The sequence below is a fragment of the Neorhizobium galegae genome (assembly GCF_017877135.1).
GTDB lineage: Bacteria > Pseudomonadota > Alphaproteobacteria > Rhizobiales > Rhizobiaceae > Neorhizobium > Neorhizobium galegae_A.
The window spans coordinates 34,320-57,489 of the sequence record NZ_JAGIPH010000006.1 but is presented as its reverse complement, the minus strand read 5'-3'; the positions used below and the strand labels follow the sequence as shown (position 1 = coordinate 57,489).

18 protein-coding genes are annotated in these 23,170 nt (G+C 64.1%); 9 read left to right on the top strand and 9 right to left on the bottom strand.

What is annotated here, in order from left to right:
- Window positions 1-50 precede the first annotated feature (50 nt).
- Window positions 51-842, top strand: coding sequence for a Ku protein (locus J2858_RS17360; protein ID WP_210106101.1), 792 nt, complete (start codon window positions 51-53; stop codon window positions 840-842).
- A 25-nt stretch (window positions 843-867) separates the two neighbouring features.
- Here the strand turns inward: J2858_RS17360 and ligD are convergent, their stop codons facing one another.
- From ligD to J2858_RS17335, 5 genes are all read right to left on the bottom strand, one after another.
- Window positions 868-3,375 carry a DNA ligase D gene (gene ligD / locus J2858_RS17355; RefSeq protein ID WP_210106100.1) on the bottom strand — a complete coding sequence of 836 codons (2,508 nt, stop codon included), beginning with the start codon at window positions 3,373-3,375 and terminating at the stop codon, window positions 868-870.
- 3 nt (window positions 3,376-3,378) lie between these two features.
- Entirely contained in the window at window positions 3,379-4,233 is an 855-nt protein-coding gene (locus tag J2858_RS17350) for a Ku protein (RefSeq protein WP_210106099.1), read from the bottom strand.
- Complete coding sequence (locus J2858_RS17345) at window positions 4,230-4,541, bottom strand: hypothetical protein (protein ID WP_245366515.1); 312 nt, start codon at window positions 4,539-4,541, stop codon at window positions 4,230-4,232. Before J2858_RS17345 ends, J2858_RS17350 begins: the two co-directional genes overlap by 4 nt.
- A gap of 70 nt (window positions 4,542-4,611) precedes the next feature.
- Window positions 4,612-6,204, bottom strand: a complete 1,593-nt coding sequence (locus J2858_RS17340; RefSeq protein ID WP_432443368.1) for a S10 family peptidase — start codon at window positions 6,202-6,204, stop codon at window positions 4,612-4,614.
- Between the two features lie 87 nt (window positions 6,205-6,291).
- Window positions 6,292-6,450, bottom strand: coding sequence for a YqaE/Pmp3 family membrane protein (locus J2858_RS17335; protein WP_210106098.1), 159 nt, complete (start codon window positions 6,448-6,450; stop codon window positions 6,292-6,294).
- 278 nt (window positions 6,451-6,728) lie between these two features.
- On the opposite strand from J2858_RS17335, the gene J2858_RS17330 reads away from it, so the two are divergent.
- The 4 genes from J2858_RS17330 (at window position 6,729) to J2858_RS17315 (ending at window position 10,771) form a co-directional block, all read left to right on the top strand.
- Entirely contained in the window at window positions 6,729-7,892 is a 1,164-nt protein-coding gene (locus J2858_RS17330) for a glycoside hydrolase family 25 protein (protein WP_210106097.1), read from the top strand.
- A gap of 190 nt (window positions 7,893-8,082) precedes the next feature.
- Window positions 8,083-8,442, top strand: a complete 360-nt coding sequence (locus tag J2858_RS17325; RefSeq protein ID WP_377298192.1) for an antitoxin Xre/MbcA/ParS toxin-binding domain-containing protein — start codon at window positions 8,083-8,085, stop codon at window positions 8,440-8,442.
- Window positions 8,408-8,935 carry an RES family NAD+ phosphorylase gene (locus tag J2858_RS17320; protein ID WP_432443372.1) on the top strand — a complete coding sequence of 176 codons (528 nt, stop codon included), beginning with the start codon at window positions 8,408-8,410 and terminating at the stop codon, window positions 8,933-8,935. The genes J2858_RS17325 and J2858_RS17320 overlap by 35 nt, the downstream gene beginning before the upstream one ends.
- A 147-nt stretch (window positions 8,936-9,082) precedes the next feature.
- The gene (locus tag J2858_RS17315) at window positions 9,083-10,771 is read left to right on the top strand and encodes a flagellin (protein WP_210106094.1); all 1,689 of its coding nucleotides are present in this window, start codon (window positions 9,083-9,085) and stop codon (window positions 10,769-10,771) included.
- A gap of 43 nt (window positions 10,772-10,814) precedes the next feature.
- On the opposite strand, the gene J2858_RS17310 is transcribed toward J2858_RS17315, so the two are convergent.
- The 4 genes from J2858_RS17310 to J2858_RS17295 all read right to left on the bottom strand — a co-directional run bounded on the left by J2858_RS17310 (window position 10,815) and on the right by J2858_RS17295 (window position 17,367).
- Window positions 10,815-13,100 carry an FdhF/YdeP family oxidoreductase gene (locus tag J2858_RS17310; protein WP_210106093.1) on the bottom strand — a complete coding sequence of 762 codons (2,286 nt, stop codon included), beginning with the start codon at window positions 13,098-13,100 and terminating at the stop codon, window positions 10,815-10,817.
- A 113-nt stretch (window positions 13,101-13,213) separates the two neighbouring features.
- Window positions 13,214-15,565, bottom strand: a complete 2,352-nt coding sequence (locus tag J2858_RS17305; RefSeq protein WP_210106092.1) for a mechanosensitive ion channel family protein — start codon at window positions 15,563-15,565, stop codon at window positions 13,214-13,216.
- 173 nt (window positions 15,566-15,738) lie between these two features.
- The gene (locus tag J2858_RS17300) at window positions 15,739-16,683 is read right to left on the bottom strand and encodes a 2-hydroxyacid dehydrogenase (RefSeq protein ID WP_210106091.1); all 945 of its coding nucleotides are present in this window, start codon (window positions 16,681-16,683) and stop codon (window positions 15,739-15,741) included.
- Window positions 16,684-16,845: 162 nt separating this feature from the next.
- Window positions 16,846-17,367, bottom strand: a complete 522-nt coding sequence (locus tag J2858_RS17295; protein WP_210106090.1) for a MarR family winged helix-turn-helix transcriptional regulator — start codon at window positions 17,365-17,367, stop codon at window positions 16,846-16,848.
- A gap of 200 nt (window positions 17,368-17,567) precedes the next feature.
- Between J2858_RS17295 and J2858_RS17290 the strand changes: the two genes are divergently transcribed.
- The 4 genes from J2858_RS17290 to fhuB all read left to right on the top strand — a co-directional run bounded on the left by J2858_RS17290 (window position 17,568) and on the right by fhuB (window position 23,165).
- Window positions 17,568-19,151, top strand: a complete 1,584-nt coding sequence (locus tag J2858_RS17290) for an AMP-binding protein (RefSeq protein ID WP_245366513.1) — start codon at window positions 17,568-17,570, stop codon at window positions 19,149-19,151.
- A 339-nt stretch (window positions 19,152-19,490) separates the two neighbouring features.
- Entirely contained in the window at window positions 19,491-20,306 is an 816-nt protein-coding gene (locus tag J2858_RS17285; protein WP_210106089.1) for an ATP-binding cassette domain-containing protein, read from the top strand.
- A 7-nt stretch (window positions 20,307-20,313) separates the two neighbouring features.
- Window positions 20,314-21,198, top strand: a complete 885-nt coding sequence (locus J2858_RS17280; RefSeq protein WP_245366510.1) for an ABC transporter substrate-binding protein — start codon at window positions 20,314-20,316, stop codon at window positions 21,196-21,198.
- The gene (fhuB, locus tag J2858_RS17275) at window positions 21,195-23,165 is read left to right on the top strand and encodes a Fe(3+)-hydroxamate ABC transporter permease FhuB (RefSeq protein WP_210106088.1); all 1,971 of its coding nucleotides are present in this window, start codon (window positions 21,195-21,197) and stop codon (window positions 23,163-23,165) included. Before J2858_RS17280 ends, fhuB begins: the two co-directional genes overlap by 4 nt.
- Window positions 23,166-23,170 lie beyond the last annotated feature (5 nt).

Sequence of the window (23,170 nt, the reverse complement as noted above, 5' to 3'; positions counted from 1 at the left end):
CACAAGAATTCGAAGAACGATACTTGGCGTCATGAAGCGGGAGTAAGGCATTGGCGAGGCAAACGTTCTGGAAAGGTCATTTGCGGCTTTCGCTTGTCACGGCGGCTGTTTCGTTGACGCCGGCCGTGTCGCAAAGCGGCAAGATCCGCTTCCACGTTCTCAACCGGCAGACCGGAAACCGCGTCGAAAGCCGCTATGTCGACAGCGTGACCCACAAGCCGGTATCGGACCGCAACCAGGTTCATGGTTTCCCCAAGGAGGACGGCGAGTTCGTTCTTCTGGATGATGAGGAGATCGATGCGGTGGCGCTGGAAAGCACGCGCATCATCGATATCGAGACCTTTGTGCCGGCCGGTTCCATCGACTGGATCTGGTACGACCGGCCGCATTTCCTCAAACCCGAGGACAAGATCGGCGCAGAGGCTTTTGGCGTCATTCGCGAGGCGATGAAGGCAAACGGCGTCGTGGGTATTGCGCGGCTCGTTCTTTACAAGCGCGAACACGCGGTGCTGCTGGAGCCGTCGGGAAAGGGCATCATTCTGTGGACGCTGCATTATGCGGAAGAAATGCGCGAGGCCGTCGATGCTGTTGAGCGTGAGAGCGGGATCGACAAGACGCTGATTGCGGATCTAGGCAAGCGCATCAGGTCAAAGAAAGCCGACTGGACGCCATCGCTGGTTCAGGATCCGATCCAGAAGGCGATCAAGCGCCTGTTGACGAAGAAGACGAAGGATAAGCCCGCTGCGAGCGCGAAGAAGACGCAAGGTGCGGCAAAAACCGGCGGCAATGTCGTCAACATCATGGATGCGTTGAAAAAGAGCCTGCAGGCGGAGCGCAAGTAAAACGCGCCGCCCGGCCGGGGCTTTCTTACTGCTTGCCTTTCGGAAGCGGCCTTGCGGTGGCGAAAAAGCCTTCCCACGGATCGGCAGACAGCCCGTGCAGCCGTTTTGCCATCGTTGCAACGGTAAAATAGTCGGGTCCGATGGCCGGCGTCAGCTCCGACCAGTCGATGGGGGTGGAGATCGCAGCGCCCGGCCGTGCGCGGGTGGAATAGGCCGCAACCGCCGTATTGCCGCGGCCATTGCGCAGATAGTCGACGAAAATGCGTCCGCCGCGCTTGGCCTTGGTGGCGACAGCCAGATATTTGTCCGGTTCGGATTTCGCCATGTCGCCGGCAAGCGTCTTGGTAAAGGCCTTCACCTCGGCCCAGGTCGCCGCAGGCTTGAGCGGTGTCACCACGTGAAGCCCCTTGCCGCCGGAGGTTTTGACGAAGGCTGCGAGCCCCATCTCCTCCAGGCGCCGCTTCAGCTCCAGCGCGCCCTCGATCACCGCCGGCCAGCCGACATCGCCAGCCGGATCGAGATCCATGGTGATCATGTCCGGCTTCTCGAAGGAGCGGGTCGTGGCGCCCCAGGGATGGATTTCGAGCGTTGCCGATTGCACCAGCGCCATCAACCCGTCAAAATCGGTAATGCGGATCAGCGGTTCGCCGCCCTTGTCCTTCGGGTCGGCGATCTGGCCGATGGTCTTGCTCATGCCGCGCCAGGCATGTTTCTGGAAGAAGCGCTGGCCGTCGATGCCCGACGGGCAGCGCAGCAGCGACAGTGGACGGTCGACGATGAAGGGCGCGATATGACGCCAGACGCTGGCATAGTAATCGGCAAGCCCCTCCTTGGTCACGCCGTCCTTCGGCCAATAGAGCCGGTCGGGATGGGTGAAGCGGATCGAGGAGGTTTTCGGCTTTTCCTCGGGCACGGTCTCATCCTCCCGGTGGATCTCGTCTGCCGGCTTGTCTTCGCGAAGGCCGCGGAAGGAGGCATGGCGCAGGTTGCCATCGCCGGACCAGCCGCGAAACTCCACTTCCGCCACCGCGATGGGCGTGACGTAATGAAGGTCACGCCGGGCAAGGGCAGACAGCTTTTCGGAAAACGGGCTGTCCTTGGTGGTCGTCTGCTCGAGGCGTTTGAACAGCATTTCGGCCACGGATGCGGTAAAGCCCGTGCCGACACGGCCAACATGGGACAGCTTGCCCTCCTTGTAGACACCGAGCGCCAGCGAGCCGATCGCCTGGTCGGATGTGGAGGAGAGCGTATAGCCGCCGATGACGAATTCCTGCCTCAGCGAGCATTTGGACTTCACCCACTCTCCGCTGCGGCCTGAGGCATAGCGGCTGGCGCGCTGCTTGGAAATGACGCCCTCGAGGCTGAGCCTGCAGGCATGATCCAGCACAAGATCGCCGTTCTCATTAAAATGCTCGCTGTAGCGCAGGGCGTCGTCGCCGGACGGCAGAAGCTTTTCCAGAAGCGCCTTGCGCTCCACAAGCGCTGAGTTCCTGAGGTCCATGCCATCGAGGTGCAGAAGATCGAAGGCATAATAGACAAAGCGATCGCTGCGGCCTTCGCTCAGATCCTGTTGCAGGGCGGAGAAATCGGAGGCGCCGTTGTCGCGCTGCACGACGATTTCGCCATCGATCAGCGCCTCGCGTGCGGGAAGGGCGGCGATGGCCGCGGGCACGGCCGTGCCGAATTTTTCCGTCCAGTCGAGGCCGCTCCGGGTCAGCAGCTTCACCGCGCCGTCTTCAAGATGCGCCTGCAGCCGGTATCCATCGAACTTGATCTCGTGCAGCCAGCGCTCGCCGCGCGGCGGCTTCGGCTTCAGCGTGGCAAGCGCGGGCGCGACGAAATCGGGCAGTTTTGCCTTCTTCGATCCTTTGGGAAAGGCATGCGCCTGTTCCTCCCCGGCCGAAGCCTTGCGCGCCTTGGCAGACAGCGGCTTTGAATTCCAGGTATCGTCCGGCTTTTTCGCCACCTCCTCGATGCTGCGGCCGGTCTTTACCGATAGCGGCAGTTCGTCCAGAAGATCGGCGCCGCTGCCGGGACGCGCCACCTCATCCTCCACCTTGATCAGCAGCCAGTTCTCACGCTTCTCCTCGGGCTTTCCATGCATGCGCACCAGATGCCAGCGCCCGGAGAGCTTTTCGCCATCCAGAGTAAATTCCAGATGCCCCTTGCGGTAACCGGTCCTGGCATCGCCCACCGGCTGCCAGGTGCCGCGATCCCAGAGGATCACCGTGCCGCCGCCATATTGCCCGCGCGGGATGACGCCTTCGAAATCGCCATAGCTCAGGGGGTGATCTTCCACATGCACGGCAAGCCGCTTCTCGTCCGGATCAAGGCTTGGACCGCGTGTTACCGCCCAGCTTTTGAGGACGCCATCCATTTCCAGCCGGAAATCGTAATGCAGGCGGCGCGCGGCATGTTTCTGGATGACGAAGCTTGCGCCTTCCGAAGCAGCGCTCTTTTTCGCCGCCTCATCGCCGCTCGGCTCGGGCGTGGCATCGAAGCGGCGTTTGGCCTTGTAGCGCTGCAAGCCCATGGATCAGCCCGCCTTCTTGCTCTTGCTCTTGCTATTGCGCGGCGCGTTCGCCTTTTTCGCGCTCGGCTTGGATGTCTTGGGGCTTGCGGCGCCCGCACTTTCGCGCAGCGCCTGCCTGAGGTCGATGACATTATCCCGCTTTTCGGGAGCGCGCTTCTCAATGGGGCGGCCCTCGATCTTCGCTTTCACCAGTTCCCCCAGCGCATCATTGTAGCGGTCCGTATAGGCGCTCGGATCGAAGGTGCCGGAGCGCTTGGCGATGATATGGCCGGCGAGTTCCAGCATCTCGTCGTCGAACGAGACGTCCGGAATGCCCTTGAACACGGTTGCCTTGGCGCGCACCTCGTAATCGTAGTTCAAGGTGGTGGCGACCAGCGCATCGGCCTGCGGGCGTATGAGGAGAATGCGGTTGCGGCGAAACAGCACCGCTTCGCCAAGCGCTGCCACGCCCTCCTTTTTCATCGCGCGGGCAAACACAGAGAGGCCTTCGTCATCTGCCGGCGAGGACGGGCTCAGATAATAGGGGCGGTCGAAATAGAGCTTGTCGATCTCGTCGCAATCGAGAAAGCCGGTGATGCGGATCACCTTGTCATTGTCGGGCATCAGCTGCGAAAGCTCGTCGCCCTCGATGATCAGGTGCTCGCCGTTTTCCAGCTCATAGCCTTTGACCTGGTCGTCCCTGTCCACCGCATCTCCGGTATCGCTATCGACATATTGCCGTTCGACACGGTTGCCGGTGCGGCGGTTGACGATGTTGAAGGATATCTTTTCCGTCGAGGTCAGCGCCGAATAGAGCCCGACATCACAGACAAGGTCACCGAACTTCAGATGACCTCTCCAGCTCGCCCGCCGCGTCATGGGGTGTCTCCTTGAGGGGCATGATCATCGGCTGCAGCGCGCTCGCGGGCGAGAAGCCGCTCGACGGCGGCAACGTCCACATCGGTGATGACGGGCACAGGATCGCCCGCCATCGCCGCCAGAACCTCGCTGGAGAGCCCGCCGTTGCGGGCGGCCCATTCGATGGCTTCGCGCGTTTCCCGCTCGGCTTTCAGCTGCGCGTAGAGCGCAAGGATCAGCCGGTCGCGTCCATCGGGGCCTTGCCCGGATGGCCGGGGCGAGGGTGACCGGGTCGAGGTTGAAAAGGGCGTGCGCTCATGATCTGCCATTCCCCTTCAAGTGGCAAAGGGGGGCGAAAGTTCCCGCCCCTTCGTGTGGAATCTGAAGGCGGCGAAAAATTCAGTTACCGGCTTTTCCACCCTCGTAAAAGGCGCGGGCATCCTCAAACATTGCCCGGCGGTCGTCCTCACGGGTGTAGAACATGTGTCCGCCGCGATAGAGCTTCAGGCTAGCGCGGTCTGTGACGAGATCCGCCGGCAGGTGGTTCAGCACATAGCGGCTCATGCCATAGGGTGTGAGGATATCGCTATAGCCATGCGCCACCATCAGCCTGAAGGAGGGGATGACGGAGAAGAGATCGCGCAGATCAGTGGAGATGCCGGCCGTGACGCGGTTGTTTTCGCTGCCGCGACCGCCGTTCCATTCCCACTTGCGGTTTATCTCTTCGTTCAGCAGCGTGTAGGTCATGTCGGTGCGAAAGCCCAAAATCTCGCGGGCATAGGCGGCGAAGGCCGAGCCGTAGGCGCGCGTATACCCTTCCAGAACCGGATCGTCATTGCGCCCGTAGGGTGCTTCCGGATAGGCGTCGGGCAGTGCAATGCCGGCGTCATAGGGGCTGACAATGTGCCCCGTACCGGCGGCCTGCTTGGCATAGACATTGCCGACGAAGCCGCGCGTGCGTGCCGCGACGTCCGCCGGCACGCCGGTCAGCTGCGCAATCCTGCCGTAGAAGCCTTTTGCCCGCTCGCCCTGCGGCTCGGCGCCGGCAAGGGTGGTGAGGTATTCACCCATGGCAAAGCTTTCGGCATCGGCGAGGTTTTTTGCGTCGAATTGCCCCTTCCGCTCCAGTTCGGCCGCCCCAAGCGAGGGAAGCTGCAGGGCAGCCGCCAGCGGATCGTCATCGGCGCCGAACAGGAAGCGGCCCTCCATCAGCGGCGAGACCATGATGATGCCGGACGGGATCATGTTCTGGCTGTTCTTCAAGGCAATCGCCACTTTGGCGGCGCGAAAGCCGCCATAGCTTTCGCCGAGAAGATATTTGGGCGCTGACAGAAGATCGTTGGCCTGAACGTAGAGCGTGATAGTCTTCGCAAGGCTTTCGGCATCCTGGCGCACGCCAAAGAAACGGGAAGCCGCCTCTTCGTTTGCAGCCCGGCTCCAGCCGGTGCCGACCGGGTCGATCAGCACGAGATCGGTAAAGGCAAGCCAGCTTTCGGGATTGTCCTTGAGAACCGGCTGCGTGCCATCGGCATTGTCGCCGGAAAACGGCAGGATTTTGGGGCCGACGAGGCCGAGATGCAGATAGGCAGAGGCGGCCCCCGGTCCACCGTTGAAGGCAAAGGTGACGGGCCGGCCCGGCGCCCGGTCGCGGGCGCCGTAGGCGGTATAGAAGATCTTTGCGGTCACCTTGCCGTCCTGCCCGCGCAGCGACAGCGTGCCGGCGGTCGCCGTATAGGCAAGCGGGCCGGCTTTCGTTTGCAGCACATGATCGGTGGTGACATCGGCCGGCAGGAGGCTGAAAATGCCGGCGGCATCCTCCTTCGCCGACTCTTGTGTGTTGCGTTCAGCCTGCGCCTGCTCCGGGCGCTGATTGCCGCCGTCCTCGGCCTCGGCAGGCGCCTGCGCGAATGCCGGGGCGGTGAGGAGGCAGAGGGTAAAGAGCGGCAGAACAGGGATCAGGCGCACACGGTCGTCCTTTTTCATCGTCGTCATCCGGCAAACACCCGGCGGCAAGCACTGTAGGGTGAATTGGCGTGAGGCAAACTCAACTCGGCTTGATCGACGACCGGGCCGGGCCCGTTACTTCCGCACGATCACCCAGATGGCATGGATGATGCCGGGGATATAGCCGCAGAGCGTCAAGAGGATGTTCAGCCAGAAATGCAGGCCGAGACCCACCTGCAGGAAGACGCCGACGGGCGGCAGCAGGATGGCGAAGAGAATACGGATGACGTCCACGGGAATTCCCCCTTTTGTTCCAACAGAGGACCCACAACGCGGCTAGGGCGAATTGGTTCACGGCGGATTTCGGGGAGGCAAGATGCCCGAGCGCCATGCCTGATTTCCCGGCGATAAACTTCCGGACACATTCCGGTGAGCGCATGCACGCGAACCGGGCCTTCGATGCCCTGTAAAGATTGCATTCAGCTTTTGCCGGTAAAACTCTGTTAGCGATAAATGCGGGGACCCATGGCGGTGCCTCGTCCGGCCCGTTCGTGTACAGAGTATCCGGTTTCATGCGTATTTCTGCCCTATCGACGATCCTCCTCGCGAGCCTGGCAATTGCCGGCTGCCGATCCAGCACGACGGAAGACGTGCTGTCGATCGCGCCCTCCCAGGAAACCACCGGCGCCATTCTGGCGCCCGTGCCGCCGGCTTCCCTTGGCAGCAATGAAGCGCCTCGCGCCATGGCGAAGACGGCCCGCGCGCAGCGCCCGCCGGCGGCCGTGCCGGCCGACCGGCCCTACGTCGTCGACCAGCCGATGGCCGATATCGGCGCCGCCCGTCCCGCCGTTGCTCCTCCCCGGGCCGCCCAACCGGACGCCCCGCATCCCGACGCCCTGGCCTGGGCCGGCGACAACGGCCGGCCGCAGCAGCTGGAAGAGGTGGCCTTTGCGGCCGGCGCGCCGCTTCCGATGGAGCGGCCGGTGATTGCCCCGGCCCTGCGGGAGCCGTCTGGTGCCCGCTCGCGCATCTATCGCCACCGTTTCGGCGATGCCAAGCCGATCAATTTCGGCCGCGTGTCGCCGCGCAACCACGCCGTCCACGGCGTCGATGTCTCGCGCTGGCAGGGCGATATCGACTGGGCGAAGCTCAGGTCGCAGGGCGCCAACTTCGTCTATATCAAGGCAACCGACGGCGGCGACCATCTCGACCCGATGTTCAGGCAGAACTGGCGCGGCGCCGATGCCGCCGGCATCAAGCGCGGCGCCTATCACTTCTTCTACTGGTGCCGGGTCGCCAGCGAACAGGCCGCCTGGTTCATCCGCAACGTGCCGCGCGATCCGAACGCCCTGCCGCCGGTCATCGACGTGGAATATAATGGCGATTCCAGCTGCAAGCGCCGCCTGTCGCCGGAAAAGGTGCGCGAGAAGATGCAGGTCTTCATGGATCTCCTGGAGCGCCATTATGGCAAGCGCCCGGTCATCTACACCGCCCCCGACTTCTATGCCGACAACCTGCGCGGCGCCTTCCAGGACTATCCCTTCTGGCTGCGGGCAGTCGCGCAGCATCCGTCAAAGGTCTATCCGGGCCGCCGCTGGCTGTTCTGGCAGTATTCCGGCTCCGGCCTGTCGCAGGGCGTCTCGGGCAAGATCGACCTCAATGTCTTCCATGGCAGCGAGGAGGAATGGCATCGCTGGTCGGGCGGGCGTTCCGGCGGAGCGATTGCCGCGCGCTGATCGGGTCGTCACACCCGCTTCGCCTCCGCGCCCGCCTGTTCGCCGATTGCTGTCTTCAAAATCCGGTCTGGGCGGAGGGCTGTGCCTCATTGGGCCGGTTACGGGCGCTGCTTGCATTGCGCCGATGATGCGCCTATCTTGAGCACTGTTAGATCAAATTGTGCCCAGGAGATGTGCCTTGTCTGCGCTGATGTTCGAAAAGGCTGCCATGTCCTTTGGCGATCCGCAATCGCCCTTCCTGTCGCCGCGTCGGGTGTCGGAGCTTCTCGGCCTGACGCAGGTGGAGCTTGCCCGCATGATCGGGGTTGCCCGCAACACGCTGTCGGCCAAGGCCGGCCAGCGCAAGGTGGATCAGGCGTTGAGCCCCGTCGTGCGGATCCTCGCCATGGTGGCCGAGATGGCCGGCGACGAGCAGCGCGCAGCGATCTGGTTCAAGCATCAGCCGATCCCCGGCTGGGCCGGCAAGACGGCATATGATCTCGTCTGCGAAGGTAAGGCGGAAAAAGTTCTCCAGTATCTCGAAGCGGTCCGGTCCGGCGTCTATGCCTGACATGATTTTATGGCGGGCCTATGTGCCGCAATGGGCGCACGCGCCGCTTTCAGGCGAGGGCGCTGCCCGGTTCGGCGGGCGCTGGAACCCCGTCGGTCAGCCGACGATTTACGCCGCGCGCGAGCTTTCTACTGCCTGGGCGGAATATAATCAGGGGTTCGTGCAGCACCCGGCGCTGATTGCGCAGCTGACGCTGTCCGGTGCGCGGCTGGCAGACCTCACGGATGCGGCGCAGTGTGCCGCGCTTGGCATATCCCCAGCCATCCACAGCTGCGAATGGCGGGCCGATCTCGATGCCGGGCTGTTGCCGGAAACCCATGCCACGCAGGCGCGGCTGAGGGCGGTCGGCTTCCATGGCGTGATCTATCCGTCCTTCATGTCGCCGGGCGGCAGTTGCGTGGCGCTCTGGCGCTGGAACTGGCCCGGCGCCCCGACGCTGTCCGTCATCGATCCCGACGGCCGCCTGCCGAAGACCGCCGCTTCCTGGCTCTAGCCATTCAGACCCGCGTGACACGTTCCGGTACGAATGTGACATCTCGTCATGTCGGGTTAATCTCCGGTTAACCACGATTTTGCAAGTTGCGATTGTCAAGACACATCGCCCCCATATGATTCTGCGGGGCCTTCTGCCGAGGTTTCCGTGACATCCATCCTGACCAATACCGGCGCGATTTCCGCGCTGCAGACGCTGCGCGCCGTCAATGCGCAGCTCAGCCAGACGCAAGGGGAGGTCGCCTCCGGATTGCGGATTGCCGACGCCGCCGACAATGCCGCCTACTGGTCGATCGCCACGACCATGCGCTCGGATAGTCAGGCGATCTCGGCCGTCGGCGATGCGCTGAACCTGGGTTCGGCCACCGTTGGGGTAGCCTATGCCGGGCTTGATTCGGCTATTTCCGTGCTCGACGAGTTCAAGGCAAAGCTGGTGGCGGCAAGCGAACCGGGTGTCGATCGCCGAAAGGTGCAAAAGGAGCTCGACCAGCTGAACGGCCAGATCGAAAGCATTGCCGCCTCTGCCAGCTTCAACGGCCAGAACTGGTTGAAGACGACCTACACGGACAATCTCCTCGACACCACGCAGAACCTGAAGACCGAACTCGTGGCCTCGTTTGCCCGCACCGGCGGCAGCGTCGAGATCTCCACCATGGCGGTCGATCTAGGAAAGACCAGCCTGCTCAACACCGGCGGCGGCGGCATTCTGCAGAAGGAACCGTGGGCGCTGGGCGACATCGGCGGTTTCCGCGACGTCTCGATCAACAGCTTTGCCCATAACGGCCACGAGGACCATAACTTCACCGGCCCCGCGACACTCTCGCCAACCGATTCGATCAGTTTCGACATCACGGTGGATTCCGGCACCCATTCGCCGGGCGTAACGGCAACGGTGACCCTGACCAAGGCCGATGTCGATGCAGCTCTTGGCACCACCACGGGCACGATCCAGACGGCGGAGGATTACCGGCGGGTTCTCGAAACCTATTTCCAGGCCAATAGCATTCCGGCGACCGCCTATTCGAACTGGTCGCATGGGGTAAACGGCATCGAAATCGGCAGCAAGGAGACGTCGGGCGAGCCGGGATCGAGCATCTTTCTCTCCAACTTTTCCTCGACGCTTCCGGGCAACACGGCGCTTGGGCTCGAGAACCCGGCCGGCCTCGACCATGATAATATGTATCCGTCGGGTTCCCTGTCGTTTTCCGGCGCCTTCCAGGTCCACCGCACCGCCTCCATCTCCTTCGATGTGGCAATCGGCCCGCATGCAGTCAGCACCGTTACCATCGACCGCGATATGGTGAATACGGCGCTGGGCATCACCAATGGCACGGTCTCAACGGCCGCAGATCTCGCAACCGTCATCAATTATGCCGCATCCGGCACGGACCTCTTTGCGAGCGCCACCGGCAATTTCATACAGTTCGGCGCTGACCAGACCGTGTTTCCCGATGCCGGCAATCGCGCCGCCCATGTCTATCTCGGCAATGTACGCGACAATCTCGGCTACGCGCTCGATTTCGATCTGGCCGAAGTCGACATCACCACGCCGAAGGCCGATATCGCCCATTACCTCGAAGGCGTCGACTTCATGCTGCAACGGATGACGGATGCCGCCAGCAATCTCGGCGCCACAGAGAACCGGCTTTCCCTGCAGACGGAATTTGCTAAGGGGCTGGTCGAAACCCTGGATACCGGCGTTGGCCTGCTCGTGGATGCCGATCTCGACGAAGCATCTGCCCGGCTGAAGGCCGAACAGACCCGCCAGCAGCTTGGCATCCAGGCGCTCTCGATTGCCAATAGCAGCACGCAGAACCTGCTCAAGCTGTTTCAGTAGCCAATAAGCGTAGGGCGAGGGGCCGGAGAATCCGGCCGCCCGGTCAGCCGGCCTCAGGGCCGGGGACGATGCGCACCGGCACGGCTTTGGACGCCGGTGTCTTCGACTGGATATCGTGGTGGGAGAGCGGCACCAGCACGTTCAGCTCCGGATAATAGCCGCCGAGACAGCCGTCCGGCAGGTCGAAGGGGGTCACCTTCAGCCCGCCGACGAAGCGGTTCTTGCCGTCTTCGGCATCCGAGGAAAGGCCGACGACCTGCCCTTCGGAAAGCCCGGCGCGGGCCATGTCGTCCGGGTTGATGAGGAGCACATCGCGCGTGCCCTCGATGCCGCGCAGGCGGTCGCTATAGCCATAGATCGTGGTGTTGAACTGGTCGTTGCTGCGCAGCGTGATCAGCCGGAAGCGCCCCGGCGCATCGTCAAAGCCTGCGGCCGAGAGTGCCGGCGGGACGGAGAACTCGGCCCGTCCGCTCTTGGTTTTCCAGATGCGTTCGCGCGCGCTGTTGCCCCGGTAAAAGCCGCCGGGGGTGAACATGCGGCCGTTGAAATCGTGAAACTGGTCCGGATAGGTCTGTTCGATGAGGTCGCGCACCAGCCCGTAATCGCCGACCCATGCGTCCCATGTGACCTTGGGATTGGGGGAGAGGGTTGCCTTGGCGATGCCGGCAACGATGGCCAGTTCCGACAGAAGATCGGGGCTTGCCGGCTTGCGCCGTCCAATCGAGCCGTGGATGCAGGAAAACGTGTCCTCCATCGTCACCGTCTGCGGACCGGTTGCTTGGGCGTCTTCTTCGGAGCGGCCAAGGCAGGGCAGCAGATAGGCCACCTCGCCATTGACGAGATGGCTGCGGTTAAGCTTCGTGGCAATCTGGACGGTGAGGCGCATATTCGTCCACGCCGCTTCCATCACATTTGTATCTGGCACCGCGCGCAAAAAATTGCCGCCTAGGCCGATGAAGCCTTTCACGGTTCCTTCCAGCATGCCCTCGCAGGCTTCGACAGTGTTCATGCCCTTGTCCATCGGCGGCTCGAAACCGAAAAGCTCGGCCAGCCGGTCCATCGGCACCAGCTCCGGCTTTTCGGAAATGCCGACGGTGCGCTGGCCCTGCACATTGGAATGGCCGCGCACCGGCGAGATGCCGGTGCCATCGCGCCCGATATTGCCCTTCATCAGCAGGAGGTTGACGAACATGGCGATATTGTCGAATCCGTGCACCTGCTGCGTCAGCCCCATGCCGTAAACGCCGATGACGCGCTCGGCTTCGACATAGACTTGGCCCGCCGCCTGAAGCGCCTGCCGGGTGAGACCGGAATTCTCTTCGATTGCCTCCCAGCTGGTGGCGCGCACCGTATCGAGAAAGGCATCGAAGCCGGATGTGTGGCGCTCGATGAAATCGAGGTCGAGAACGCTGCGACCCTCTCGCTGCGCCTCCTCGTGCTTTTGGAGCACATGCTTGCAGAGGCCCATCAGGGCTGCGATATCGCCGCCGGCTCTTACCTGCAGATACTGGCAGGAGATCGGCGTCTCGTGGCCGGTCAGCATTTCGGTCGGGCTTTGCGGGTTGATCATCGCCTCCAGCCCGCGTTCGCGGACGGGATTGAAGGTGACGATGCGACAGCCACGCTTCACCGCCTCCTGCAGCGGGTGGAGGAAGCGCGGGCTGTTGGAGCCGGTGTTCTGGCCGAAGAAGAAGATCGCGTCGCAGGTGGAAAAATCGGCGTAGACGGAGGTGCCGACGGGCTCGCCGATCACCGTCTTCAGCGCCACCGAGGTCGTCTCGTGGCACATGTTGGAGCTGTCGGGCAGGTTGTTGGTGCCGTAGAGCCGCGCCATCAGCTGATAGAGATAGGATGTTTCGAGACTGGCGCGCCCGGAGGCGTAGAAAATGACGGATTTGGGATCGAGCGCCTTCAGTTCCGCGCCGATGGCCGAAAAGGCCTCGTCCCAGGAGCAGGGCACGTAGCGGTCGCTTGCCCGGTCGAACCGCATCGGATGGGTGAGGCGGCCCTGATGTTCGAGGTCATGGTCGCTCCAGCCTTTGAGTTCCGTCACCGTGTGCTTTTCGAAAAAGGCCGGCGTACAGCGGCGGTGGGTCAGTTCCCAGATGGTGGCCTTGGCGCCGTTCTCGCAAAATTCCAGCACATTGGGGTTGGCAGGCTTCGTCCAGGCGCAGGACGTGCACATGAAGCCACCGGGCTTGTTCTGGTGCGCCAGCGTGTCGAGCACGGCTGGCGTCGGCCATTCATCGCCGAAAATGCGGGTGATGCCGCGCAGCGAACCCCAGCCGCCCGCCGGCCCCTTGTATTCCACGGTGCTCTGGTCGGACATGGTTTCTCTCCCTTGGCTGCTGCGGGTCTTCGACCCTGCGGCAACTCGGGGAAGCTCCTATGGTTCCAAGCACCATGTCCTGCCGGTGAAGACAGCGACGCAATGTCGCGCACTCAGCCAGCCTGGCTGACCGGCAGCGGCACGACGGTTGCGGCCGCGCCGCTTTCTGCGACCGTGCTGGTGCCCGAGCGCACCACCACCGCATTGGAGGCAAGCGGCAGGCCCGCCTCGCGGCAGGCGGCGAGCAGCCGTTTCATGCCCTCGCGCTTGATGAGGCTCGGCTTTCCGGGCCGTGCGGTGAACTTGAAGCGGATGACCATGGAGGTTTCGTTGACGGTCTGGATGCCCTGCATCTTCAGCGGCACGAGGAAATCGCCACCGAATTCCGGATGTTCCAGAAGCCCGATGCCGACCTTCTTGGCGGTCTTGCGGATGGTTTCGAGATCCGCATCGCGGTCGAAGCGCAGCTCGAATTTCGTCGTGCCCCAGTCGCGGCTGTAATTGGTGACGGAGGCGATCTGGCCGAAGGGGATGGTATGGATCGGGCCGTTGTGGTGGCGCAGACGCACCGAGCGCAGCGAGATCTGTTCGACCGTTCCCATCAGCTTGCCGCAATCGATATATTCGCCGATGCGAAAGGCATCTTCGGCCAGGAAGAAGATGCCGGAAACGACATCCTTCACCAGCGTCTGAGAGCCGAAGGAAAGGGCAAGGCCGAGCACGCCGAAGCCGGCGAGAAGCGGGGCGACATCGATGCCGGCAGACGAAATCACCACCAGTGCCGCAATCGCCATCACGGCGCCGAGGATGAGGTTGCGCACGATGGGCAGCACCGTCGTCAGCCGGCTTGTCGCCTTCTCATGCGCCTCGTCTTCCGTTCCGGGCAGGATGACGGCGGTGGTCGGGGCAATTGCCTCGAAATACTTGATGAGGAAGCTGCAGAGGCTCCAGCTGACGATCAGCGAGAAGCTGAGCTTTTCGAGCCAGACCAGCCAGGAGGTGATGAGCGTGGTGGCGCCCATCATCAGCGGCTCCCACAGCTCCACGATGAGATGCAGGCCGGTCAGCCAGACGGCGCCGGCAAGCGGCGTGCGCAGGCTCCACAGTAGCACGGAGGGAAGCCCCGTGCCGTATTTCTGCTCGCGTCTGCGTGCCCTTGCCGTCACCAGCGACACGATGGAGAGATCCAGGATGGGGATCATGATGATGAGGAATTGCGTGGTGCCGGCTGCGCGCGCCCAGGCGGCATTGTGCGCCGTGCCTGCGACGAGAAGGCCGGCAACCCAGATCAGCACGGCCGAAACGATATAGAAATCGGCAAGTGCCGTGCCGACCGCGCGCCTGAACGGGCTTGCATCGCGTCCGGCAAACACCTCGGCAATGTCGCGCCTGCCGGCGATGAACCACCAGAGCTTGACCACCGTCAGCACCGAACTGGTGAGGAACAGCCAGCTATCGGCGGCCTCCGGCGCCAGCATCCGCACATCGGCGAGCCGCACCGAATTGCCAATGAAAGCATTCAGCGTGCCATAGAGCGTCATCATGGCGAAATGCCAGTTCGGCCGGTTGATGTTGATGAGCGGTGAGCGCCCGGCAAGCGCCGGTTTGAAGGCAAAGCGCGCCACGGCCATATAGATCAGCATGCCGGTGAAGGTCGCGACGATGGCAAGCGCCACCTGATGGGAAAACAGCCCGCGCGGCATGGCCTTCTGTAGCACGCCATGGGAAATGGACAGGAAAAGCGAGATGCTGATGGCATCGATGGCCAGCCGCACGCTCGCGCGCCAGAAGGGCTGCGCCGGGACATGCGGCAGGATGAGGCGTCCAAGGCCGAGCGTCACGGCTGCGGCAACGGCAAACCCGCAAAGGCCGGCAAACAGCGCGTAAAGCAGTGCGTCGCGCGGGCCATAACGATCTGCCTCGAGCGTTGCCCAGCTGGAGCGGAAGGCTGCCGGCAGGCCGAGAACGCCCTGCGCCGACATCTGCGTGCCCTTGGCAAGCGCCTCCCAGACATCGGAGACCACCCACATTTCCGTCATGGTGACGGTCGGCGCCGGGCGGGCGTCGGCAGGCGCGGGCACGGTGGCTGCGGGGGCGGCTGACGAAGCGGCTGCGGGCGCTGCTTGCGACGGGGCGGGGGAGGGCTGGCCCGCCGGCGCACTGGCAGCGACTGTCGGTGCGGGGGGAGCGGGTGCGGGTGGCTGTGTCGGGATGGTTGCCGCTGCCGGCGTCTCGGCCGGAACGCCCGAAGACGTCGGGGCTGCAAGGCGGATCTCGACGGGCCGGCCGCCGGCGCCCGCCGCTTTGACCGCCGCATCGATATCGGTCGGGTTCTGGCCCGGATTGACGACGATCGTCACCGCCTCGGCCGCCCGGGGCACACCCGGCGCTGACAGGCTGAGGAGCGAAAATGCGGCAGCCGCAAGGGCGCGGCAGGCGAAAGGCAGGCAACGCGGTTGCGTCATGCGTCATATCCACGGGCGCGCGGCCCGGTTCTTGGCTAAAGCTTCGCCCGCTGCCGCCTTGATGGGCGGCAGATAGGTCCCCAACTGCGATGATGCCTCAGAATACGCCCCTTTGGCAACGGTTTTGCGGGCGGCGCAACAGGGCGGCCTCGACGTTCGGGAGGGTGGCCCGGTCAGTAGCCGCGCTGGCGATCCACCGTCTTCGGCAGCGTGCCGCTTGCCCGCCACGCAGCGATGTTGCCAGCCACGATGCGCGCTGCCGTCACCGGCGTCGTCGGGGCCGAAATATGCGGCAGCACGGTGACGTTCGGATGGGCCCAGAACGGTGAGCCTTCCTCGAGCGGTTCCTTTTCGAACACGTCGAGCACGGCATGCTCGAGATGGCCGCGATCAAGGGCGGCGAGGAGATCCTCGGCCACCACCACGGCGCCGCGGGCAAAATTGATCAGGGACGCCCCTTGCGGCATCAGCGCCAGCCGCTCGGCCTTCAGAAGGCCGCGCGTCTCGGCCGTCAGCGGCAGCAGGCAGACGAGGATGTCGCTGGAGGCAAGAAGCGTCTTCAAGCCCTCCTCGCCGTGATGGGTGACGACGTTCTCCAGCATCTTTGGCGAACGGCTCCAGCCCTCGACGCGAAAGCCCGCCTGCGTGAGCCGGGCGGCACTTTCCGTGCCGAGCGCGCCAAGGCCGAGAAGGCCGATCGCCACATCGCCTGGATGGCGATATTCGCGCGGCGCCCAGACCTTCTCGCTCTGGGATTTTCGGTAGGCCGGCATGTCGCGCTGCAGGTAATAGGTCCAGGCGAGCACTGCTTCCGCCATCACCCGCGACAGTTCCGGATCGACGAGGCGCACGATGGGCGGCGCCGTGACGCCGAGTTCCATGACGAGCCGCTCGACGCCTGCCCAGAGGCTGTGGATGAAGGAGAGGCCCGGCAAGGCGGCCACATCTGCGGGATCGGGATTGGCGACGATGGCGATTTCGGCAAGCCGGCGCTCCTGCGGTTCAAGCTCGCCGAACGGCAGGATGCGCTCCTCGGGCATCGCCCGGCGCAGCACCTCCAGCCAGGCCTGTTCCTCTTCGCGGTTAAGACGCGTGACGAGTGCAATGGGCGGCAGCATGGCAGGAGACTCCGAATCCAGACGTGGTGCAGAACAGTTAGGCTGGAGCGCCTTGTGGGCGCAGCCCCCCGATGCGTCAAGCCGCGCAAGCCATTGTCCAGCCGCAAATCACCCGGAAAACCCGGTTTGGGGCGCAGGTGACGGCGCTGGTCGGCGGGAAGCTCAGGCGCTGCGCCGCTCATAGAGCCGGCGCAGCAGCGTGATGAGCTGCGCCCGCTCCTCGCCCGAAAGCACGGCCAGAAAACTGTCCTCGTGGTGGTCGATAATGCCGTGGACGCGCTCGAGCGTGGAAACACCCTCTGGCGACAGCCGGATTTCGTGCCGCCGCCGGTCGATCTTCGATGCACGCCGTTCGATCAGGCCGCGCGACAGCAGGCGCTTGACCATGCTCATCATCGTGGCGCGGTCCATCGACAGCGCTTGGGCAATATCCACCTGCGAGGCGCCCGGATTGGTGGCGATCAGCTCCAGTGCCGCAAGCTGTTTCTGCGTGAGGTCGTAATCGGCAACGGCTGCGGCAAAATCCCGGTAGAGCGCCAGATGCGCCATGCGCAGGTGATAGCCCACAAGCTGCTGCAGCCAGCTGCGTTCCAGTTCGTCCTCTGAACTATCGGCGGCCACGGGGGATGGCGCGGGCTGTTTGTCCCGCCTCCTGCCAAGAGACCGCTTTTCATCCGGCGCCATCGATTCGTCCTTCTTCTGTCGCGCTAAAGTCTAGCGGCATGAGACCCGGGCCGCCATGGCACGCAACCTCTTTAAAAACAGGACGGGCACACGCCTTTCCGGCCGTCCGCGGCCCGCGTCCATCTTGCCAAGGCCATGGTAAAATCGTATGTCTTGCATACTATTTGATCGTGGAGGCGATCTGCCGGAGGAGGCAATTCATGCATGTGACCGAAGTGGATATGGCAGGCTTTGCCGCGGGCAATTCCTTTACGCTGGTAGCAGAAGATCCGGTCGGCTACCGCGCCAGGGTCTCGCCGGAGCGGGTGGCGACGCGCCTTCTGCCCGAGGGCAAGACGCTCACCTATGCGCAGCTGGACGACCGCATCGCCCGCTGTGCCGCCTTTCTGTTTGAGAAGTTTCAGGCGCGCGGCGAGGGGTTCCGCGTGGCGGGCCTTGGGCGCAACAGCGTCGATCTTCTGGTCATGGCCTTTGCCTGCCAGCGCATCCGGGCGATCTTCGTGCCGCTCAACTGGCGCCTCGGCATTGGCGAACTCACCGGCATCGTTGCCGATTGCACGCCCGAACTGGTGGTCTACGAAACGGAATTCGAGGCGGCGGCGCAGGCGCTGAAGAATGCAGCGCCCCATCTTGCGATCCTGCCTTATCTTGGCGGTGACGGCAGTCTCGATGCCCGTCTTGCGCAGACGGCGCCGATGAAGCGGCTGCGCGGCGATGCCGACAAGCCGGCGATCCTGCTTTACACATCCGGCACCACGGGCACGCCGAAAGGCGTCATCCTGACGCGGCGCAACCTCTTCTATTCCGCAGTGAATTTTTCGTTCGTCGGCGAGGTCGTGCCCGGTTCCGTCACCTTCTGCGACCTGCCCTTCTTCCACACGATCGGCCTTGTGGCGATTGCCCGCACCACGCTGATGATGGGCGGCACACTGGTGATTTCAGACCGGTTTCTGCCCGAGCGCACGATTGCCTGCCTGAACGATGACGAGATCGGCGTGACGCATTATTTCGCCGTGCCGCAGATGGCGTCCATCCTGCGCGACCAGAAGGGCTATTCGCCCGAACGCATGGCACGGCTGAAGGCGATCTTCATCGGCGGTGCGCCGCTGCCGCCGCCGCTCGTGGATGCCTACCTGAAGGATGGCGTGGCGCTGGTCAACGGCTATGGCATGAGCGAGGCGGGCACCGTCATGCACATGCCGCTCGACGAGACGGAGATTGCCCGTCGCCACGGCAGCGTCGGCTTCCCGGCCCCGCTCATCGAGGTGAAGATCTGCGACGAGGAGGGCCGCCACTGCGACAGCGGCGAGATCGGCGAATTGTGGATCCGCGGTCCCTCGGTCTCGCCCGGCTACTGGCAGAAGCCGGAGCAGACGGCAGCCGCCTTCGTGGATGGCTGGTTCCGCACCGGCGACATGGTGCGCTGTGACGAGGACGGCTTCCATGTCATCGCCGACCGGCTGAAGGACATGTATATTTCCGGCGGCGAGAACGTCTATCCGGCAGAGGTGGAAGCTGCCATCGGCAGTCATCCGGCAGTCGGCGAAGTGGCCGTGATCGGGGTTGCCGATGACCGCTGGGGTGAGGTGGGGGCAGCCTTCATCGTGCGCCGCCCGGATGTGAACCTCGACGCCGAAACCGTGAAGGCCCATTGCGGCGAGCGCCTTGCCGCCTACAAGCGCCCGACGCATGTGATCTTCGTCGACGCCATTCCGCGCAATGCGGCCGGAAAGCCGATGAAGCATGTGCTGCGCGCCGAGTGGAAGACCCGAAGCGCCGCGTGAGTTTCATTGCGGACGGGGGCAGGCGGTATGGGCGGCCCCGGAGGCCCTTCGCCCGTCTTGACGAGGTGAAGATGGCGGCAGCCGGATGAGGGGCTAACTCATGAACTTTATCAAATGATTAGCCCCTCACCCCGGCCCTTTCCCCGCACGCGGGAGAGGGAGAGAAGGCGTTGAGGATGCGGCTCTCAGCTACGTCCTGGACTTGATGAGCAGTCGGGGAAGGCAAGCGTCTGTCAACGCGTCTTCCGTTTCCCGCATGGCCGCGCAAATATACTTGATAAACTTATTCATATTTAGTAGGCCCGCTGCTGTTCCCATCCCTGCCGACAGGAGACAGCCATGGACGCGCGCTCACCCGATCTATCGCCCGGTTCCCGTCCGGCGGCGGCCTTTCGCACCGAGGCGCTGGGCTTTGCGGTGGAGGGACGCTCGCTTCTGGCGGATATCTCCATTTCCTTTGCACCCGGCACGATCTGCGGCCTCGTCGGCCATAACGGGTCGGGCAAGTCGACGCTCCTGAAACTGCTCGCTCGCCAGCAGGCGCCCACCGCCGGCAGGCTGTTCTTTGGCGAAAAGCCACTGGAAGCGATGGGCGCCCAGGCCTTTGCCCGTCAGGTGGCTTATCTGCCGCAGGATGTGACGGCGGCCAATACGATGACGGTGCGGGAACTGGTTGCCTGCGGGCGCTATCCCTGGCACGGCGCGCTTGGCCGTTTTTCCGATCTTGATGCCCACAAGGTCGAGGAGGCGCTGGCGCTTACCCACATGGAGCAGCTTTCCGATCGCCTGGTCGATACGCTTTCCGGCGGCGAGCGGCAGCGCGCCTGGCTTGCCATGCTGATGGCGCAGGATACCGGCTGCCTTCTTCTGGACGAGCCGACCTCGGCGCTCGACATCGCCCACCAGATGGAGGTGCTGGCCCTGGTGCGGCGCCTGTCGCACGAAAAGGGCCTTGGCGTCGTCATCGTGCTGCACGACATCAACATGGCGGCGCGCTTCTGCGACCGGCTCTATGCGCTGAAGGCCGGCCGCCTGATCGCACAAGGTGAGCCACAGGCGCTGATGACGGCCGACACGCTCCACGACATCTACGGCATCGAGATGAACGTGACGCGCCATCCGGCGCTCGACATTCCGCTTGCCTATGTCTGCTGAGAAGCCGATGTCCCTTGCCTTGACCCGACGCGGCTTCATCGCCGCCGGTGCCGCCTGTGTCCTGAGGCCCGATCTCGCGCTTTCGGCCGGCCCGCAGCGGATCGTCAGCCTCGATTACGGCCTTGCCTCGACGCTTCTGTCGCTCGGCATCGTGCCGAAGGCGGTCGCCTCGCGTGCGGACTGGGATGTCTGGGTGATCGAGCCGGACCTGCCGGCAGAGGTTGTCGATCTCGGCAGTTCCTGGGAAATCAATTTCGAGGTTCTGACCAGCCTGCGGCCGGATCTGATCCTCACCACGCCGTTCAATGCGGCCCTGACGCCACGGCTGGAGGCGGTGGCGCCGACGCTGAGCCTCGGTGTGTTTACCGCAGACGGCGGCGATGTGCTGCCAAAGGCCTTTGCCGCCACGCGGGCGCTGGCCGCCCGGGTGGAGAGGAAGGACGAGGGCGACGCCTTCATCGCCCGCACGGAAGCCTTTTTCGATGAGTGCCGCGCGCGCATTGCCCGCATCGGTGCGCCGCCGCTGGCGCTTCTGAGTTTCCTCGATGCCCGCCATGCCCGCATCTATACGGCGCCCGGCCTCTATCACAACGTCATGCAGCGGATCGGCCTTGCCAATGCCTGGACGGCGCCCGGCAATTTCTGGGGCTTTGAAACCATCGGCATCGAGCGGCTGGCGGAGATGAAAGATCCCGCGACGCGCCTGATCATTTTCGAGCCGGTTCCGGCGGATGTGATGCCGAAACTGGAAGAAAGCCCGCTTTGGCAGGCGCTGCCCTTTGCGCGGCCCGGCCAGCTTGCGGTGCTGCCCGGCGCGCTGATGTTCGGTATGCTGAACGATGCCATGCGTTTTGCCCGTCTGATCACCGACCATCTGGAGCAGGCGGCATGAGCCTCAAATCGCATCTCGGTCCGGCCGCCATCGTCGTGATGCTGCTTGGCCTGTCGCTTGTCCTCGCGGCCCCGCAGGCAGCCGTGCTGATGGGGAATGCGGACGCAGCCACCGGCTCTGCCATGCATCGCCTCGTCTTTTTGAATTCTACACTGCCGCGCATGGCAACCGCGCTTCTGGCCGGCGCCTCGCTTGCGCTGTCGGGCGCGCTCTTCCAGCAGGTGCTGCGCAATCCGCTTGCTTCTCCCACCACGCTTGGCATTTCGGCCGGTGCCAATCTGGCACTGGTTGCCGTGACGCTGTTCGTCCCCGGTCTCCTCGGCTTCGGGCGGGATCTGGTGGCGCTTTGCGGCAGTGCGGCCGCTGCCGGCCTCGTCTTTCTGATGGGAGCGCGGCAGAAGTTTTCCCCCATCTCGCTCGTCATGTCCGGTCTCGTCGTCAGCCTCTGGTGCGGTGCCCTCTCGGCCGTGCTGATGCTCCTCAACGAGCGCTATCTGGTCAGCCTCTTCATCTGGGGGGCCGGGTCGCTGTCGCAACAGAGCTGGGCGATCCCGCTGTCGCTTGCCCCGAAGCTTGCCCTCGTCTGCCTTGTCGTTGCAGCCATCCTGCGCCCGCTTCTGCTCAATGAACTGGGCGATGCAGGTGCGCGCGCGCTCGGCGTCCATATGGTCCGGCTGCGGGTGGTCGCGGTCATGGCGGCCGTGGCGCTTGCCGCCTTCGTCACCAGCGCCGTCGGCGTCATCGGCTTTATCGGGCTGGTCTCGCCCACCATCGCCCGCCTTGCCGGTGCGCCACGCGCCGGTCAGCAACTCGTCTGGTCGACGCTGATCGGGGCGGCCCTCCTGTTCTTGACCGACACCGCCCTTCTTGCCACGGCCGGTGCTTTTGCCGATTTCCTGCCGACCGGCGCCGTCACCGCCATCTTCGGCTCGCCGCTTCTGCTGATCCTGCTGCCGCGCCTCAAGATCCGCCACCGCTTGATGGAGGCTGAGGCACCTGTGTCGCTTAACCCGGCAACGGCCCGTCTTGCCAAGCGCCTGATGTTGCCGGCAGCCGTTCTGGTTCTTGCCGTCGCGCTCGTCTTCGGCCGCAGTCCCGATCTCGGCTTTACGCTAATGCCGCCGGATCTCTCCGGCGATCTTCTGGCGTTGCGGCTGCCGCGCATCGCCGCTGCCTTCTTTTCCGGCGCCATGCTGGCCGTTGCCGGAACGATCCTGCAGCGGCTGACGGGCAATGAAATGGCAAGCCCGGAAGTGCTCGGCATCAGCGCTGGCGCGACGCTTGGCGTGGCGGTTGCGGTGTTTCTGGTTGCAGCGCCCGGTCTTGGCGCGCAGCTCGGCTTTTCGGCACTCGGGGCGTTTGCCGTGCTCTCGGTGATCTTTCTTCTCGCCGCGCGCTCGGGCCTGCAGCCGGAACGGGTGCTTCTGGCCGGCATTGCGCTGAGCGCCATGGTGGATGCAGTGATCGGCGTGATCGGTGCCACCGGCGATCCGCGCGCCGTCTTCCTCCTGCGATGGATGAGCGGCTCCACCTACAGCGTGTCGGCCTTCGGCGCGCTGATGGCGGCGGTTCTCGCCGTGCTGCTGATTTCCGGTAGTGCGTTCATGCGCCGCTGGCTCGAGCTTCTGCCGCTCGGCTCGTCTGCGGCCTCTGCGCTCGGCGTGCCGGTCGGGCGGGCCCGCTTTCTGCTTCTGACCCTTGCGGGCCTGCTCAGTGCCGCTGCCACCATGAGCGTCGGGCCGCTGAGCTTCGTCGGGCTGATGGCGCCGCATCTTTCCCGCCAGCTCGGTTTCGTGCGCGCCACACCGCAACTCTTTGGCGGGGCGCTGATCGGCGGCATGTTGATGGTCGCGGCAGACTGGCTGGGCCGCAGCCTTGCCTACCCTTACGAAATTCCGGCCGGTCTCGTCTCGGCGCTGATCGGCGCGCCTTTCCTCATCCTCCTGATGCGTCGCGCGCGGGCCTGACGGAA